This window comes from Pantoea sp. Fr+CA_20 (assembly GCF_024520835.1).
Classification (GTDB): domain Bacteria; phylum Pseudomonadota; class Gammaproteobacteria; order Enterobacterales; family Enterobacteriaceae; genus Pantoea; species Pantoea allii.
The window spans coordinates 15152-32574 of sequence record NZ_JALNPN010000001.1 but is presented as its reverse complement, the minus strand read 5'-3'; the positions used below and the strand labels follow the sequence as shown (position 1 = coordinate 32574).

Annotated in this window: 11 protein-coding genes and 1 riboswitch; of the genes, 7 read left to right on the top strand and 4 right to left on the bottom strand. The window is 54.5% G+C overall.

Annotated elements, in window-relative coordinates; all coding sequences use genetic code 11:
• Window positions 1–253: 253 nt before the first annotated feature.
• On the top strand, window positions 254–1879 hold the full coding sequence (locus NR177_RS00115) for a Na/Pi cotransporter family protein (protein ID WP_063877976.1): 1626 nt from the start codon (window positions 254–256) through the stop codon (window positions 1877–1879).
• A gap of 49 nt (window positions 1880–1928) precedes the next feature.
• On the opposite strand, the gene panS is transcribed toward NR177_RS00115, so the two are convergent.
• Both panS and lysC read right to left on the bottom strand, forming a co-directional pair.
• Window positions 1929–2849 carry a ketopantoate/pantoate/pantothenate transporter PanS gene (gene panS / locus NR177_RS00110; protein ID WP_256852030.1) on the bottom strand — a complete coding sequence of 307 codons (921 nt, stop codon included), beginning with the start codon at window positions 2847–2849 and terminating at the stop codon, window positions 1929–1931.
• A gap of 117 nt (window positions 2850–2966) precedes the next feature.
• Window positions 2967–4319: a lysine-sensitive aspartokinase 3 gene (lysC, locus tag NR177_RS00105; protein WP_063877974.1), complete on the bottom strand. Its 1353-nt coding sequence runs from the start codon at window positions 4317–4319 to the stop codon at window positions 2967–2969.
• Window positions 4320–4433: 114 nt separating this feature from the next.
• Window positions 4434–4626: riboswitch (Lysine riboswitch) on the bottom strand.
• A 399-nt stretch (window positions 4627–5025) separates the two neighbouring features.
• Here lysC and pgi point away from each other — a divergent pair.
• From pgi to NR177_RS00080, 5 genes are all read left to right on the top strand, one after another.
• Window positions 5026–6672: a glucose-6-phosphate isomerase gene (pgi, locus tag NR177_RS00100; protein WP_256852029.1), complete on the top strand. Its 1647-nt coding sequence runs from the start codon at window positions 5026–5028 to the stop codon at window positions 6670–6672.
• Window positions 6673–7236: 564 nt separating this feature from the next.
• Entirely contained in the window at window positions 7237–7485 is a 249-nt protein-coding gene (gene yjbE / locus NR177_RS00095; protein ID WP_063881076.1) for an exopolysaccharide production protein YjbE, read from the top strand.
• Window positions 7486–7678: 193 nt separating this feature from the next.
• Window positions 7679–8326: a YjbF family lipoprotein gene (locus NR177_RS00090; RefSeq protein ID WP_063877971.1), complete on the top strand. Its 648-nt coding sequence runs from the start codon at window positions 7679–7681 to the stop codon at window positions 8324–8326.
• A complete protein-coding gene (locus NR177_RS00085) occupies window positions 8323–9066 on the top strand; it encodes a capsule biosynthesis GfcC family protein (RefSeq protein WP_063877970.1) in 744 nt (247 codons plus the stop codon). The genes NR177_RS00090 and NR177_RS00085 overlap by 4 nt, the downstream gene beginning before the upstream one ends.
• Entirely contained in the window at window positions 9066–11156 is a 2091-nt protein-coding gene (locus tag NR177_RS00080; RefSeq protein WP_063877969.1) for a YjbH domain-containing protein, read from the top strand. Before NR177_RS00085 ends, NR177_RS00080 begins: the two co-directional genes overlap by 1 nt.
• A 32-nt stretch (window positions 11157–11188) precedes the next feature.
• On the opposite strand, the gene metH is transcribed toward NR177_RS00080, so the two are convergent.
• Window positions 11189–14872 carry a methionine synthase gene (gene metH / locus NR177_RS00075; protein ID WP_256852028.1) on the bottom strand — a complete coding sequence of 1228 codons (3684 nt, stop codon included), beginning with the start codon at window positions 14870–14872 and terminating at the stop codon, window positions 11189–11191.
• A 192-nt stretch (window positions 14873–15064) separates the two neighbouring features.
• On the opposite strand from metH, the gene iclR reads away from it, so the two are divergent.
• Window positions 15065–15895, top strand: a complete 831-nt coding sequence (iclR, locus tag NR177_RS00070; RefSeq protein WP_063877967.1) for a glyoxylate bypass operon transcriptional repressor IclR — start codon at window positions 15065–15067, stop codon at window positions 15893–15895.
• Between the two features lie 145 nt (window positions 15896–16040).
• On the opposite strand, the gene NR177_RS00065 is transcribed toward iclR, so the two are convergent.
• Window positions 16041–17219, bottom strand: coding sequence for a serine hydrolase (locus NR177_RS00065; protein WP_256852027.1), 1179 nt, complete (start codon window positions 17217–17219; stop codon window positions 16041–16043).
• Window positions 17220–17423: the final 204 nt, after the last annotated feature.

The following is a 17423-nucleotide window of genomic DNA, read 5'->3' as shown; positions in this document are numbered from 1 at the left end:
CTTTCCGCCGTGGATATTCGTTCAGTCCTGTTTCAGGCGTGCACAATCAGGAAGGTGAGCGACGTGCGCCGGGTTGGATTTGTCCATGCAGATCAGTAGAGTAGTCTACATTTAAAGATGCCGACATTGCGCAGGTTGCTTAAAACACTGAAAAAAATTGCGCAGCGTCCGGTAGCCACGTTCTCAGATTGCGCTTTCCATCAGGCTGGCAATCTGCACCGCCTGAAGCCTGATGGTTGAGGAGCGACTATACGTGTTAACCCTGCTTAACTTACTCTCTGCCGTTGCGCTTCTGGTATGGGGCACACATATTACCCGCTCCGGAATTATGCGCGTGTATGGTGCCGATTTGCGCCGGGTACTCAGCCGTAGCGTGGAAAAGAAACCCATGGCGTTTCTTGCTGGCGTTGGCGTCACCATGCTGGTGCAAAGCAGCAATGCCACCACGCTGCTGGTAACGTCGTTCGTTGCTCAAAACCTGGTGAGCCTGACGCCTGCGCTGGTGGTGATATTGGGGGCGGATGTCGGCACGGCCATTATGGCGCGCATCCTGACGTTTGATCTCTCCTGGCTTTCACCGCTATTTATCTTTTTCGGCGTGGTCTTTTTCATCAGCCGCAAGCAAACCCGGGCCGGACAGCTCGGCCGCACCAGCATTGGTCTGGGACTCATCCTGCTGGCACTGCAACTGATTGTCGAAGCTGCCAAACCTATCACTCAGGCATCCGGCGTACAGGTACTGTTCTCCAGCTTAACCGGTGACGTGATGCTGGACGCCCTGCTCGGGGCCGTCTTTGCCATTATCAGCTACTCAAGCCTGGCGGCGGTGCTGATTACAGCCACGCTCACCGCAACCGGCGTAATCGCCTTTAAGGTGGCGCTGTGTCTGGTGATTGGCGCCAACCTTGGCAGCGGTCTACTGGCCGTCATCAATGGCAGTGGTTCCAACGCAGCCGGTAAACGCGTGGCGATGGGCAGCCTGCTGTTCAAGTTGATTGGCTGCGTGATTATTCTGCCCTTTGTCGATCCGCTGGCAGTGTGGCTGGATAAGCTGCCGGTAAATGACGAAGAGCTGGTGATCTTCTTTCATGTCTTCTACAACCTGATTCGCTGTGTGGTGATGGTGCCGTTTGCCGACGCCATGGCGCGGCTGTGTTGCCGACTGATCGCTGACGATGCCGAAAGCGAGACGACGCTGAAGCCCCGGCATCTCGACAGCAGCGCGCTGGATACGCCAGCACTGGCGCTGGTCAATGCTGCGCGTGAGGTGTTGCGCATGGGGGATGTGCTGGAGCAGATGCTGGATACGTTTCTGCAAGTGGTGCGTGGAGAAGCCCGGGCGGAACGCAGGGTACGGCGGCTGGATGATGACGTGGATGTGCTGTATACCGCCATCAAGCTTTATCTGGCGCGCATGCCCAAAGAGGACTTATCCGAGCAGGATTCCCGCCGCTGGGGGGAAATCATTGAAATGTCGCTGAACCTGGAACAGGCAGGCGATATCATCGAGCGCATGAGCGGCGATGTGGCTGACAAGTCTCTTGCCGCGCGACGCACCTTTTCGCCCGAGGGACTGAAAGAGCTGGAAGCACTACATGAACAGCTGATTGATAGCCTGCGGCTAAGCCTGTCGGTTTTTCTCTCACACGACGTCACCAGCGCGAAGCGGCTGCGCCGCGCCAAGCACCGTTTCCGCCTGAAAATACGCCGCAATTCCCACTCCCATGTTAACCGCCTGCATCAGCAGAACGTGCAGAGCATTGAAACCAGTTCGCTGCATCTGGGGTTGCTGGGTGATATGAAGCGGCTGAACTCGCTGTTTAGCGCGGTAGCCTACACGGTGCTGGAGCAGCCTGATGATGAGCGGGACGACGATTAACATGCGGGGGCCGTTTGGCCCCCGCGAGGTCAGTTTCGCCCCTACAGCGTTACTTTTTTTTCTCGACCGGTTTGCCCGACCAGTAACCCGCAAGCAGCGAACCTGACAGGTTATGCCAGACGGAGAACAAGGCACCCGGCAGCGCTGCCAGTGGAGAAAAGTAAAGTTTGCCCAGCGTTGCAGCCAGTCCGGAGTTTTGCATGCCGACTTCCAGCGCCAGCGTGCGGCAGGTGGACTCATCGAAGCCAAACAGTTTCCCGCCCCAGTAACCTCCCAGCAGACCAATGGCATTGTGCAAGATGACCGCAGCAATCACCATCGCCCCGACTGATCCAATAAAGCTCTGACTGCTCGCCACCACGGCGCTGATGATCAACAGAATACAGATCATGGAAAAGGCCGGAAGATAAGGCTCGATCCGGCGTACCACGCTGTTCATGGTGTGATGGATGATCAAGCCTAACCCGATAGGGATCACGACGATCTTCACGATGCTCAGTAACATCCCCGCGACATCAACCTGAATGTGCGTATCCACATAAAGGCGCGTCAGTAACGGCGTGGCAAACACGCCTACCAGCGCCGACACGGAAGAGATCGTGACGGAAAGCGCCACATCGCCCTTAGCCAGATAAATCATCACGTTAGAGGCGGTGCCGCTGGCAACGCTGCCAACCAGAATCATGCCTGCAGAGAGATCGGGCGGCATATGAAACAGCTTAGCCAGTGCCCAGGCCGCCAGTGGCATCACCAGATAGTGTAAAAAGGTCCCGGCGATTACCGGCGCCGGGCGCGTCAGCACGCGTTTAAAATCGTCAATATTCAGCGTCACGCCCATGCCAAACATAATCAGCATCAGCAGATACACCACCCACGGACCGATGCCAAGAAAGGTCGTGGGTGAGTAGTAGGCAGCCGCAGATAACAGGACGGCCCACAGAGGAAACAAGCGAGTTAAGGTGGCGAGCATGAACAGACATCCTTATAAGCAAGTGAGGGATTACTGTGAAAGAACGCGTTGCCGTTCAGCAGCTGATCATTAAAAAGCCGGACAATGTCCGGCTTCAAACTTATCCTGGCGATGCGCTTATTCAAACAGATTGTGATGCAACGTGCGCACCACGCTTTCAGCATCATTGCCCGGCACCAGGAAGCAGAGGTTATAGCTGCTGGCACCGTAACAGATCATTCGCAGGTTGAAAGGTTCGAGCACGCCGAAGACCTCTTTCCCAACCCCGCAGGCTTTTGACAGCTCGTTGCCGATAATCGCCACCAGCGCCAGGTTTTCTTCCACCTCGACGCGACACAGTGACGACAGTTCCGTCAGCAGCGCCTGGCTCAGCAGATTGTCGCCCGTTGAGGTTGAACCGGTGGTATCCAGCGTTAACGCGACGCTGACTTCAGACGTGGTGATGAGATCCACTGACACGTTGTGACGCACCAGAATATTGAACACTTCAGACAGGAAGCCTGGCGTGTGTAACATATTCAGGCTGTGCAGCGTCACCAGGGTTTGCTTGCGACGCAGGGCCAGCGCACGGAACAGCGGGGGATTGGCTGTCTCATTGCAGACGCGCGTGCCGCCCGCCGCCGGATCTTTGCTGGAGCCGACAAACACCGGGATGTCGCTACGAACGGCAGGCAGCAGGGTTGCAGGATGCAGCACTTTGGCCCCAAAGGTGGCCATTTCTGCCGCTTCCTCAAAGGTAATTTCATCAATACGTTTAGCCGCAGGCACCACGCGCGGGTCAGTGGTATAGATGCCCGGTACGTCAGTCCAGATATCCACGCGCGACGCTTTTAACGCTTCACCCAGCAGGGCCGCCGTGTAATCACTGCCGCCGCGACCGAGCGTAGTGGTGCGCCCTTTTTCTTCGCTGCCGATAAAGCCCTGAGTCACCACCAATGACGCCGCAATACGCGGCTGCAACTGCGCGCTGACCTGTTCCGCCAGAACGGCCACATCCGGCTCAGCACGGCCAAAACGGTCATTCGTGCGCATCACTTTGCGAACATCGAACCATTCAGCATTCACCTGGCGTTCACGCAGGATCTCGACGAACAGTAAGGTCGACATCAGTTCGCCATGGCTGACCAGCTCGTCGGTTAAGGCGTTAGAGGTGGCCAGCGCGGCCGCGTCTGACAGCATGCCGATGTTGTCGATCATTCGGTCGATTTCGTCGCGAATAACGTCAGGATGTTGCAGGCGATCGATGATGGCATATTGAATGCGGCGGATGTCATCAAGTTGAGCCGCACGCTGCGATGTCTCCTGACCTTCTGCAAGGGAGACCAGCAGATTCGTGATGCCCGCAGAGGCAGAGAGCACCACCAGCCGGGTATTGCTGTCCTGCAATACCACATCGGCGCTACGGTTCATGGCATCGAAATCGGCAACGCTGGTACCGCCAAATTTCGCTACATTCAGATTCAGAGACATTGTATGACCTCGTGTCAGGGTACGTTGCCCTCACCCGTTGACGGATGAGAAACAGTAATTCAGCCTAAGCACAAGGAAAGAGCAGAAACGGGCAGACAAGATCGAATAGACGAGTCACCCAGAAGCGCTCCACCTTGCAAAACGTCCGACTGTGGACGTTTCTGGTGACAACCCAGAGGATTCAGCCCCTGTAGCCGACAGGCAACACACCGTGTGTTGACCACCTCGGCGTCGCTCCCCCTGATGTGTTATCTCCGGATACGGTTCCTCCAACACACTGCCTGGGCGACGCGCCTCTTCTGGCTTGCGCACAGGTGCGCAAGTAGCGCGCATAGATTTATCGATTTCCACCCCTGCTGTCAATCACCGTCGTGGGACAATTTTTCATGCAGAGCGCACCGGATAACAAATTTCGCCTTATCGCAGCGACTACAGTGCTTAATGGCTTCAGCAAGGCCACCACTTTCTGATGCGGCACAAAGTATGCGGGCCGCCAATGCGCCATACTTTTCAGCCTTTCTCCCATGGGATCAGACTGAAATTTAGCGGCATTATCCACCGTGAAACAGACGGTTTTCATTACCGTGCCATTATGGCGCAGACAAAATTTTCCTTTCAGTTGCAACTGTGGTCATACTGAAATGCTAACCGGGTACGATGCGACCCCGATGGAATGACGGTTCTTAATATCAACAAGAGTGTTGCCATGAAAAATATCAATCCGACCCAAACCGCAGCCTGGAAAGCGCTGCAAGAGCACTATGAACAGATGAAAACGGCGAAAATTGCCGACCTGTTTGCCCAGGATGCCGATCGTTTTGCTAAATTCTCAGCCACCTTTGACGACCAGATGCTGGTGGATTTTTCCAAAAACCGCATTACCCAGGAAACCCTCGATAAGCTTCAGGCACTGGCAAAAGAAACCGATTTAAGTGGTGCGATTAAATCCATGTTCTCCGGTGAGAAGATTAACCGCACTGAGGATCGCGCCGTGTTGCACGTCGCGCTGCGCAACCGCAGTAATACGCCGATTATTGTTGATGGCAAAGATGTGATGCCTGAAGTCAACGCCGTGCTGGAAAAAATGAAAGGCTTTTCAGAACGCATTATCGGCGGTGACTGGAAAGGCTATACCGGAAAACCCATCACGGATGTCGTTAACATCGGTATCGGTGGCTCCGACCTCGGCCCGTTTATGGTCACTGAAGCGCTGCGTCCGTATAAAAACCACCTGAACATGCATTTTGTGTCCAACGTTGACGGCACGCACATCGCGGAAACGCTGAAAGATCTCAGCCCTGAAACCACGCTGTTCCTGGTCGCCTCTAAGACCTTTACCACGCAGGAAACCATGACTAACGCGCACAGCGCACGTGACTGGTTCCTGAAAACCGCCGGCGATCAACAGCACGTTGCTAAGCACTTCGCGGCGCTTTCCACCAACGCCAAAGCGGTAGGTGAATTTGGTATTGATACGGACAACATGTTCGAATTCTGGGACTGGGTTGGCGGTCGCTATTCACTGTGGTCAGCAATCGGCCTGTCGATTATCCTCTCCATTGGCTTCGATAATTTTGAGCAGTTGCTGAGTGGCGCCCACGCCATGGACAAGCACTTCTCAACGACGCCCGTAGAGCAGAATATTCCGGTACTGCTGGCGCTGATCGGGATCTGGTACAACAACTTCTTCGGTGCCGAAACAGAAGCCATTCTGCCGTATGACCAATATATGCATCGCTTTGCGGCCTATTTCCAGCAGGGAAATATGGAGTCGAACGGTAAATACGTTGACCGTGCAGGTCAGCCTGTCACCTACCAGACAGGCCCGATTATCTGGGGCGAACCGGGCACGAACGGCCAGCACGCGTTCTACCAGTTGATTCATCAGGGAACCAAACTGGTGCCGTGCGACTTTATCGCACCGGCAGTGAGTCACAATGCGCTTGCTGATCATCACCCTAAACTGCTCTCTAACTTCTTTGCCCAGACCGAAGCGCTGGCTTTTGGTAAATCGCGTGACGTGGTGCAGAAAGAATTTACCGATGCCGGCAAGTCTGCGGAATCAGTGGCGCACATCGTGCCGTTTAAGGTTTTTGAAGGTAACCGGCCGACTAACTCCATTTTGTTACGCGAAATCACCCCATTTAGCCTGGGTGCCCTGATTGCCCTGTATGAGCATAAAATCTTCACCCAGGGTGCCATCCTGAATATCTTTACCTTTGACCAGTGGGGCGTTGAACTGGGTAAACAGCTGGCGAACCGTATTCTGCCAGAGCTGGAAAATGACAGTAATATTACCAGTCATGACAGCTCCACTAATGCCTTAATTAATTGCTACAAGAGCTGGCGTTAAATTTCCACAAGCACAAAAAGGCGGCTATTTAGTCGCCTTTTTCATTGCATGGCGCTGAGTGCAACCCGCTTTTAATCTGAAAAGCCCGCAAACGGATTGGATAATTCTTAAAATAGGCTGAGGCAAATCTGAAGATGACAGGTGTTTGAATATGACAATCTTATTAAAAATGGACCTAAATCAGCACACAGAACATTCTTACCCGTTGTTTTATAATGCTATTTAATTTAATCGCGCGTAAGGAAATTCCGATTATTCTTATTCCGTACCAAACAATACTAAATAAGTAGAAACCGCTTTGCTTTCTCCCTGTTCGCAGACAAATATTCGGCCTTTTAAGACAAACTCACGGCTTTAAAATAAGTTAACGCTAAATTTACTTAATTTAGCCCGTTTTTTGCCCTGCATTTCGACAGGTTTTTACGTTACTGAACTCTGGTATTTTGTTGCCCTATACTGGACGCGCCCGTAATGGGTCTGTCCTTCGACTTTGCGGCAACGGTTCATTCTGTTGTGCAGAATTGTCGGATAGCAATCCTTCATTCACTCAATGTAGGTGTTGTTATGAAAAAACGCATGATTGCCGGTCTGGCATTACTCATCGTAGCCGTCTCTTCCAGTGCGTTTGCCGCGCCGGAAGAAGCAGGTGCTGCAGCGGGCGCACAAGCGGGCACCATGTCCGCAGGTACGACTACCGCTGTGGGTATCGGCGTGCTTGGCGCGTTAGTAGGACTCGGTGTTGCCGCTTCTGGCGGTGGTGACGGGGCAAATACTGGTACAACAACCACAACCACAACGGGCACCACACGTTGATGGGTACCCTGCTCCTTCGGGCTGTAGCAAGGCTGCGAACGCGCATATCACGATTCATTTGCGCAAGTTAATGAGTCGCCATCAGGACGCCACTGCGTCGGCGGCCTGAAAGAGTAAGGGTACGGGAGCTTTAAACATAACCACACTTTCGTGTGGTTATTTTTACTTTGGCATCATTTATCAGGGACACACTGTGCGCCAACTTCCTCTGCTGCTCGTTTGCCTGCTGCTGCAGGCCTGTACACAAACGCAAAAAGGACTCGAACAAACCGTGATGATGGCCATTGAAGGGCCAGATGACGTCACCGTTACGCCTCAGCAGATTGATAATCTGCCCTATGCCAGCCTGTATGCCCGAATCAATGACGGTCCACGCATTTTTGTCGTGTTGGGTTATAACGAAAACGGTCAGCAAAAGTGGGTGACGCGCGATCAGTCCATGCTGGTCACCGCACACGGCAGACTGATCAAAACCCTGGGCTTGCCTGATAACCTGACAAGCGTCAGCAATCTCCAGCAAGACCCGCTGGCAAAAGGCCTGCACATTAGCAATGGCCAGCGCTGGACGCGGATTGTTCAGTGGACCGTTCAGGGCAACGTTCATAGCGGTACCCTGAGCTCAACCTTTGAGCGTGGCGACGATGAGGTGCTGAATATTGCGGGAAACCGCATTGCCTGTCGCGTCTGGCATGAGCAGCTGCATATCGACAGCCTTAACCGCGAGTGGCAAAACACGTTCTGGATCGACAACAGCAGTGGTCAGGTGGTGCAATCCCGACAGATGCTGGCTGCCGATACTTTCCCTGTTGATATCACCATTCTGAAGCCGGCAAAATCATGAAAAAAATAACACTATTGTTGGCAGGAGTGAGCCTGCTCACCAGTCTGGGTGCGCAGGCCGCAGGCCAGGTCACCGTGCATGCGCCCCATGATACGAACAGCGTCCAGGTCAATCAGGTAGAGAACCTGGCCCAGTTGGTGACTCAGCCCGCACTGATGGCACAAACAGACTGGCGTCGCGCCGTCATTGCCGAATACGGCGCGACGGCAATAGCACAACAACAGTATCAGCAGACACTGGCGCAGCTACGCGCCTGGCGTGCTGACAGCAGCGGAGAACAAGCCGCCGCCATTGATGCTGTGATACGTCAGTTAAGCAGCATCAAGGTGACCGGGCGGCAGTTCACGTCACTGGACCCCGACTGGATTCGCCTGCACCCAATGGATAACCGCCGCCTGGAAGGCCGTTACGATCTCTATCTGACCCAGCCCAGCACCAGCGTCCTGCTGTTTGGCCCCATCGCGGGGGCCGGTGCTGTGAGCTGGCAACCGGGTAAATCAGTGCGGGATTACCTGAGCGATCACCCGCTCCTGTCTGGTGCAGAACGCAACATCGCGATTGTGATTGCGCCGGATGGTACGACGCAGGAAGCGCCCGTCGCTTACTGGAATCACCGCCACGTCGAACCCGAACCCGGCAGCATCATTATGACGGGCTTTTCGTCATGGAGCCTGCCTGGCGCGTATGAAGACCTGAATAGCCGCCTCGTTTCTGTTCTGACTCACCGGATACCAGACTGATGAAAAAACGTTATCTTCTCAGCCTGTTGGCTGTTTCTGTGGCAAGCGCCTGCCAGGCACATGCGGAAATGTATGCGGCCCCGGTAACGCCTTCGCAGTCTGATTTTGGCGGTGTGGGCCTGATGCAGGTGCCTACCGCGCGTATGGCGAAAGAGGGCGAATTCAGCCTGAACTTCCGTGATAATGACCAGTACCGCTACTATTCTGCTTCGTTACAGCTGTTCCCCTGGCTGGAAACCACCGTGCGTTATACCGACGTGCGGACCCGGCGTTACAGTGCGGTGGAAAGCTTCAGCGGCAATCAAAGCTATAAAGATAAGGCCTTCGACCTGAAGCTGCGACTGTGGCAGGAAGGTTACTGGCTGCCGGAGGTGTCATTTGGTACCCGCGATCTGGGCGGTACCGGTTTGTTTGACAGTGAATATCTGGTCGCCACCAAAGCCTGGGGCCCCTTTGACTTTACGTTGGGGATGGGCTGGGGCTATCTGGGCAACAGCGGCACCGTCAAAAACCCCTTCTGTTCCTACAGCGACAGCTACTGTCAGCGTCCTGGCGTCGGTCAGGCGGGATCGATCAACGGCTCGCAGATGTTCCATGGCCCTTCCGCCGTGTTCGGCGGGATCGAATACCAGACGCCGTGGCAGCCGCTGCGCCTGAAGGTGGAATACGAAGGTAACGATTACAAGGATGATTTTGCCGGACGCCTGCCGCAACGCAGCAAGGTCAACGTGGGCGCGATCTATCGCCTGACGGACTGGGCAGATATCAATGCCAGCTATGAACGCGGCAACACCTTTATGTTCGGCTTTACCATCCGCACTAATTTCAACGATATGCATCAGGATCATATCGACAGTCCGAAGCCTGCTTACCAGCCGAATCCGCAGCCTAAACTGCTGGAGACCACGGTCACCGGTAGCCAGCTGTCTGAACTGAAGTCTAACGCTGGCCTGGCAGGGCCAAAAATTCAGACCAAAGGCAGCACGTTATACGTCTCGGGCGAGCAAACCAAATACCGCGATACGCGCGAAGGCGTGGATCGCGCAAATCGCATCATCATGAATAATCTGCCGGACGGTATTGAAACCATTAACGTGACGGAGTCGCGTTACAATATGCCGCAGGTCACCACGGAAACCTCTGTTGCCAGCCTGCGCAATGAACTGGGTGGTTATCCGTTAGGGCATGAGCAGCCGTTACAACAGGTCCGCAAAAATCCTGTTGATCCGGACCCTACTGAGCAGGGCATGTTTATTCGTAAAGAGCGCCTGAGTTACAGCCTGTCGCCGGTACTGAACCAGTCGGTGGGCGGCCCGGAAAGTTTCTATCTGTACCAGGTCGGCGTGATGGGCAATGTCGATTACTGGCTTACCGATCATTTTCTGGTCGGCGGTAGCCTGTTTGCTAACGTGGCGAATAACTACAACAAGTTTAACTACAACGGCGCGCCTGCAGATTCAACGCTGCCGCGTGTGCGTACGCACATTCGCGACTACGTTGAGAACAATGTTTACGTCAACGATCTGCAAGCCAACTACATGGATTATCTGGGCAATGGCTTCTATGGTCAGGTTTATGGCGGCTATCTGGAAACCATGTATGGCGGCGTAGGTGGGGAAGTGCTCTATCGTCCGGTTGACAGCAACTGGGCCGTTGGGGTGGACGCCAACTATGTGCGTCAGCGTGACTGGGATGACATGATGAGATTCACCCGTTACGAGGCACCTACCGGTAACCTCACGGGCTACTGGCGTCCCTGGTTTATGCAGGATGTCCTGGTCAAAGCCAGCGTCGGGCAGTATCTGGCGAAGGATAAAGGCGTCACCATTGATGTGTCCAAACGCTTCGACAGTGGCGTGATGGTGGGCGTTTATGCCACTAAAACCAACGTGTCATCGCAGCAGTATGGTGAAGGCGACTTTACCAAAGGCTTCTACATCTCTGTTCCGATGGATCTGTTTACCGTTACGCCAACCCGTGGCCGTGCGCAGATTAACTGGGTGCCGCTCACCCGTGACGGTGGTCAGATGCTGGGACGTAAGTACCAGCTGTACGATATGACCTCGGACCGTGACGCCCGGTTTAACTAACAAAAAGGCAGCCTTCTGGCTGCCTTGCTTTTTTAGTCTGCGTCGTAACCCAGGTTGGGCGCCAGCCAGCGTTCCACTTCGCTGACGGACATGCCTTTGCGTGCCGCATAGTCTTCAACCTGATCGCGCTGAATTTGCGCCACGGCGAAGTAGCGGCTGTCAGGGTGACTGAAATACCAGCCTGACACCGAAGCGCCTGGCCACATGGCAAAAGACTCCGTGAGTTTCATGCCGGTATGGGTTTCCACATCCAGCAGCGCCCAAATAGCCGCTTTCTCGGTATGTTCCGGGCAGGCGGGATAACCCGGAGCCGGACGAATCCCCTGATAATTCTCGCGGATCAGTGCCTCATTGCTCAGGTTTTCGTCGGGGGCAAACCCCCAAATCGTTTTACGCACCTGTTCGTGCAGATATTCTGCGAAGGCTTCGGCTAAGCGGTCAGCAATGGCTTTGACCATAATCTTGTTATAGTCGTCGTGTTGCTTATCGTAAGCCTCGGCCAGCACATCCTCCTCCAGGCCACCCGTAACCGCAAAGGCACCCAGGTAATCTGCTTTACCGCTGGTTTTCGGTGCCACGAAATCCGCCAGGCAGTAATTGGCAAAATCTGTTTTTTCCGTTTGCTGCCGCAGATGATGGCTGACATTCAGTACAGTATCGCGCTGCTCATCGGTGAAGATATGGATATCGTCGCCCACGCGGTTAGCCGGGAATATGCCCACCACGCCGCGTGGCGTCAGCGCCTTTTCTGCACTCAGCTTATCCAGCATGGCGTTGGCATCGGCAAACAGCCGTTTCGCTTCATCGCCCACTACCTCATCTTCAAGGATGCGCGGGTATTTACCTGCCAGCGACCAGGTCATAAAGAACGGCGTCCAGTCAATGTAATTGCGCAGCACATCAATGTCGGCTTCCACGCGCCTCACGCCCCTGTGCTTCGCCACCGGTGGTGTATAACTCTCCCAGTCAATTTTCGTGGCATTATCGCGCGCCACGCTGAGTGACACCGGCGGTGTGCGGGGTTTTTTACGCGCATGTTGAATTCGCACGGTTTCATATTCTTTTCGCGTACGGGCGACAAAGTCATCCCTGAGCGTGTCGGAGAGCAGGGATGACACAACACCGACCGTGCGCGAAGCGTTTTGCACATACACGGTGGGTCCACTGTAGTTCTGTTCGATTTTCACGGCCGTATGGGCTTTAGAGGTGGTTGCGCCACCAATTAACAACGGCAGCGTGAAGCCCTGACGCTCCATCTCTTTCGCCATGTTGACCATTTCATCCAGCGAGGGCGTAATTAAGCCCGAAAGACCAATGATGTCAGCATTCACTTCACGCGCGGTTTTCAGGATTTTCTCGCCTGGCACCATCACGCCGAGATCGATAATTTCATAGTTATTGCACTGTAACACCACGCCAACGATGTTTTTGCCGATGTCGTGGACGTCACCTTTTACCGTCGCCAGCACAATCTTGCCGTTGCTGCGCCCGGCTTCTTTACTGGCCTGAATATAGGGTTCCAGCCAGGCGACGGCCTGCTTCATCACGCGGGCAGATTTGACGACCTGCGGCAGGAACATTTTGCCTTCACCAAACAGATCGCCGACCACATTCATACCGGACATCAGCGGCCCTTCAATCACGTCAATCGGACGTGCGGCCAGTTGACGGGCTTCTTCCGTGTCCAGCTCAATAAATTCCGTGATGCCTTTTACCAGCGAGTATTCCAGCCTTTTCACCACGTCCCAGCCGCGCCATTCGGCTTGCTGTTTTTCATCCGCACCGTCACTTTTACTGCTGCGATATTTTTCCGCCAGCGCCAGTAACCGTTCGGTGCCGTCGGCACGTCGGTTAAGCACCACGTCCTCAACCGCCTCACGCAGTTCGTCGGACAGGTCGTCATAAATGGCTAGCTGTCCGGCGTTAACGATCCCCATGTCCATACCGTTACGAATGGCGTAGTAGAGAAATACCGCGTGAATCGCCTCACGTACCGGATCGTTGCCCCGGAAAGAGAACGAGACGTTAGACACACCGCCCGAGATCATGGCATGAGGCAGCTCGCGCTTGATGTCTTCGCACGCACCGATAAAATCCATCGCGTAGTTGTTATGCTCTTCAATACCGGTCGCAACGGCAAAAATATTGGGATCGAAAATGATATCTTCCGGCGGGAAACCCACCTGTTGCGTCAGGATCTGGTAGGCGCGACGGCAGATCTCAATCTTCCGCTCACGGGTATCGGCCTGTCCCACTTCATCAAATGCCATCACCACCATGGCAGCCCCGTAGCGGCGGACAAGCCGGGCATGATGGATAAATGCGGCTTCGCCCTCTTTCATTGAGACAGAGTTAACGATGCCTTTTCCCTGTATGCACTGCAGCCCCTTTTCGATGACCGCCCATTTTGAGGAGTCGATCATAATGGGCACGCGGGCAATATCGGGTTCACCGGCAATCAGATTGAGGAAACGCACCATCGCCGCTTCAGCGTCCAGCATTCCTTCATCCATGTTGATATCAATAATCTGGGCACCGCTCTCAACCTGCTGTAACGCGACTTCCAGCGCCTCGTTGTATTTATCTTCTTTTATCAGGCGTTTAAACCTGGCGGAGCCGGTAACGTTGGTACGTTCGCCCACGTTCACAAACAGCGACCCGGCGCTGATATTCAGTGGTTCAAGACCCGAGAGTCGGCAGGCAACCGGCAACGTGGGACGCTTACGCGGCGCAACGCCTTCTACCGCCGCCGCCATCGCGGCGATGTGCTGTGGCGTCGTGCCGCAGCAGCCGCCAATAATATTCAGAAAGCCAGCGTTGGCCCATTCGCCAATCTGCTGTGCCATTACGTCTGCGTCGAGATCGTATTCACCAAAGGCGTTGGGCAAACCGGCATTAGGATGAGCCGTGACATAGCCTTCCGCGATGCGCGACAGTTCGGCGACATACTGGCGTAATTCATCCGGGCCCAGCGCGCAGTTCAGGCCAAAGGATAAGGGCTCAGCGTGGCGCAACGCATTATAAAAGGCTTCGGTAGTTTGTCCGGAAAGCGTGCGGCCTGAAGCATCGGTGATGGTTCCGGAGATCATCAACGGCAGCGCCACGCCCAGGGCTTCCATTTCCGTTTTGACCGCAAAGATGGCCGCTTTGGCGTTGAGCGTATCGAACACCGTTTCAATCATAATGATGTGACAACCGCCTTCCACCAGCGCCCGAGTGGATTCACGGTAGGCGTCCACCAACTGATTAAAGGTGACATTACGGAAAGCAGGATCGTTAACATCAGGTGAGATCGAACAGGTGCGGTTAGTTGGGCCGAGTACACCTGCCACGTAGCGCGGTTTATCTGGCGTTTTCGCCGTCCACGCATCTGCACTGGCGCGTGCCAGCTTCGCGGCCGCGAAGTTGATTTCCGCCGACAGGGCTTCCATCTGGTAGTCCGCCATCGCAATGGGGGTGGCGTTAAAGGTATTGGTTTCCAGAATGTCAGCACCGGCGGCCAGATACGCTTCATGGATCTCGCGGATCACCTCTGGCTTCGTTAACACCAGCAGATCGTTATTGCCTTTGAGATCGCAGGGCCAGTCAGCAAAACGGCTGCCACGAAAATCGTGCTCGTCCAGTTTATAGCTCTGGATCATGGTGCCCATGCCACCGTCTAATAGCATAATGCGTTGGGCAAGTTGCTGATGCAGCGCGTCGGTTAGATTGCTCACTGTTGTCTCATCCACGTCAATCCGCTGGTGAAATCCCAGCCAGTCATTCTTGCATAAGGTCGTTATGGCTCAAAGTAACCTTAGTTGAGATTTTCAGCAGAAGCCGCTATCAGGTCTGACCAGCGCGTCAGCGTTTGCAATTGATGAGATTAAAACGAAAATGGTTTCCACTATGTGAAAAGGAGAGACAATATGGCAACGCCTGTCCCCGCAAAGCGCGGTAAAAAACCCCGTGGCACCCCTGCCCCTTCAGCGCCCGTGGGCGGTCAGGTTCAGTCACTGACCCGGGGATTAACGCTGTTGGCGTTAATCGCCAATTCACATGGCAGCGTAGCCCTGACCGAACTGGCACAGCAGGCGGGCCTGCCTAATTCCACTACCCACCGCTTGCTGACCACGATGCAACAGCAGGGTTTCGTGCGGCAGGAAGGCGATTTGGGCTACTGGACCATTGGCGCACAGGCATTTGTCATCGGCAGCAGTTTTTTGCAGAGCCGGAACCTGCTGGCGTTGGTCCACCCGGTGCTACGCACGCTGATGGAGCATTCCGGTGAAACAGTCAACCTGGCGGTGCTGGATCTTAGCGATTTTCAGGCCGTTATTATCGATCAGGTGCAGTGCACGCAACTGATGCGCATGTCCGCGCCGATCGGCGGTAAACTGCCGATGCATGCATCAGGAGCCGGTAAAGCTTTTCTGGCCCATCTCAGCGACGAACAGGTCACCGCGCTGCTGCATCAGAAAGGCTTACATTACTACACGCCAAAGACACTGATGTCGCCACAAAGCCTGAAAACGAACCTGGCCCAGATTCGCACGCGGGGGTTTTCTTTCGATGATGAAGAACATGCCCTCGGTTTGCGTTGTGTGGCTGCCCCTCTTTATGACGAACATGGCGAACCTTTCGCTGCACTTTCGATTTCAGGCCCTATCGCCCGCATGACTGACGATCGCATTACCGAACTGGGTGCGCTGGTCATCCGTGAAGCGCGTCAGGTGACGCTGGCCTACAGTGGTCGCTAAGTCACGGCTGACCGCCCGATAGCACTGGCGCAGCCGCCCTCATACGTTATAAACCACGGTCTTTATCAGCAACAGCCTGTACCCGAGCCAACCTGTGGGCTGGCCAGCGCCTCAAAAAGAGGCGCCAGCCGTCAGCGCCTTCCCGTCACCGCGCCTGTAACCCTTTATACACGGCATCGCGCAGCATGATGGGGAACTGACCATTGACCCCTTCCGGTGTCGTGTTTGTCATGGCGACCACGCACAATTCGTTTTTGCGATCGACGAACCAGGTGTGGCCGTAAGCACCACTCCACGAGAGCGTACCTGCTGACTGAGGCGATCTGGCCGCATCAGGGTCCACCAGCAATGCCCATCCCACGCCAAATCCCCATCCTGGCCCCTGGGTCGCATATTTCGCCGCCACCTGTTCCTGCGTCATATAGTCAAAACTGTCTTGTGAGATGAGTGGCGATCCCTGCCGCCGGAGGGTCTCCAGCAATTGCATAAAGTCTGGTGCCGTCCCTGCCATGCCACCCCCACCGCAGGGCCAGGCGTCGGGTTTAAGAATACGATCAGGGCAGAAAATAGCGGCACCTTCACCGAAAGGTATCCGCTGGTTATCACTCATCGCCGTGGGCGCCGGACTGTCGTCGGTATACACCGTGGTTAAACGCTCCCTGTCCCTGACGGTAAACAGCGTATCTTTCATCCCGAGTGGGGTTGTTACGTGATGACTCACCAGCTCCGGTAAGCTTTTTCCCGTCGCCCGCACCATGATTTCGCCCAGGACATCAATGCCCAGAGAATAACGCCAGCCGGTTCCGGGCCTGAACTGTAACCGGGTGCCTGCAAGGCGCTGCAGATTCTCCTCGAGGGTCAATCCCGGTTGGTAATCGATCCCGTCAGACACATTCAGCGTGTGGTAAAGAGAATCCGCCGGAGCGGAATAGCGGTAGCGTAAACCGGAGGTGTGGCTCAGAAGGTGCCGCACCAGGATAGTCGCAGGCTGACCGTCTTCCAGACAGGGACGAAAATCGGGAAGCCAGCGGGTAATATCGTCATCAAGACGCATGTCGCCTTGTTCAATCAGGCGCATTGCCGTCAGGCTCACTATGGGCTTAGTCAGCGAGGCAAGGCGGAAAATGGCGTCCGGCGTCATGCTTTTCTTTTGCTCTCTGTCAGCCAGCCCTGCCGCCCGCTGATAAATTAATTCACCCGCTTTTGCCACCATCACCGTGCACCCAACAACACGCTGTATATCTATTGCATAATCAATAGCTGCATCTATTGCGGCTTCAAGCTTCGCAGAGGATTTAACCAGTCCTGATGTAAAATAAAGCATTATCGATTCCTTGAATAAATTGGAAAAATGAAAGGCATTATCGTTATGCATTCTTTGCATTACGCATTAAATTCACTTTATATATATTTTATTAACCATCCTACTTAACAATCACTCCAAATAATAAACACACTAAATAACATCCGCCTGTCGCAAAAAACACCTCACTTATTTAATTGGTCAACCAAAAATTGAATTTAAGTC

Coding starts and splice junctions, on each gene's coding strand:
- NR177_RS00065 (WP_256852027.1), bottom strand. CDS start 17,219: ATGCTTTATTTTACATCAGGACTGGTTAAATCCTCTGCGAAGCTTGAA.
- pgi (WP_256852029.1), top strand. CDS start 5,026: ATGAAAAATATCAATCCGACCCAAACCGCAGCCTGGAAAGCGCTGCAA.
- lysC (WP_063877974.1), bottom strand. CDS start 4,319: ATGTCTCTGAATCTGAATGTAGCGAAATTTGGCGGTACCAGCGTTGCC.
- iclR (WP_063877967.1), top strand. CDS start 15,065: ATGGCAACGCCTGTCCCCGCAAAGCGCGGTAAAAAACCCCGTGGCACC.
- NR177_RS00080 (WP_063877969.1), top strand. CDS start 9,066: ATGAAAAAACGTTATCTTCTCAGCCTGTTGGCTGTTTCTGTGGCAAGC.
- panS (WP_256852030.1), bottom strand. CDS start 2,849: ATGCTCGCCACCTTAACTCGCTTGTTTCCTCTGTGGGCCGTCCTGTTA.
- NR177_RS00085 (WP_063877970.1), top strand. CDS start 8,323: ATGAAAAAAATAACACTATTGTTGGCAGGAGTGAGCCTGCTCACCAGT.
- yjbE (WP_063881076.1), top strand. CDS start 7,237: ATGAAAAAACGCATGATTGCCGGTCTGGCATTACTCATCGTAGCCGTC.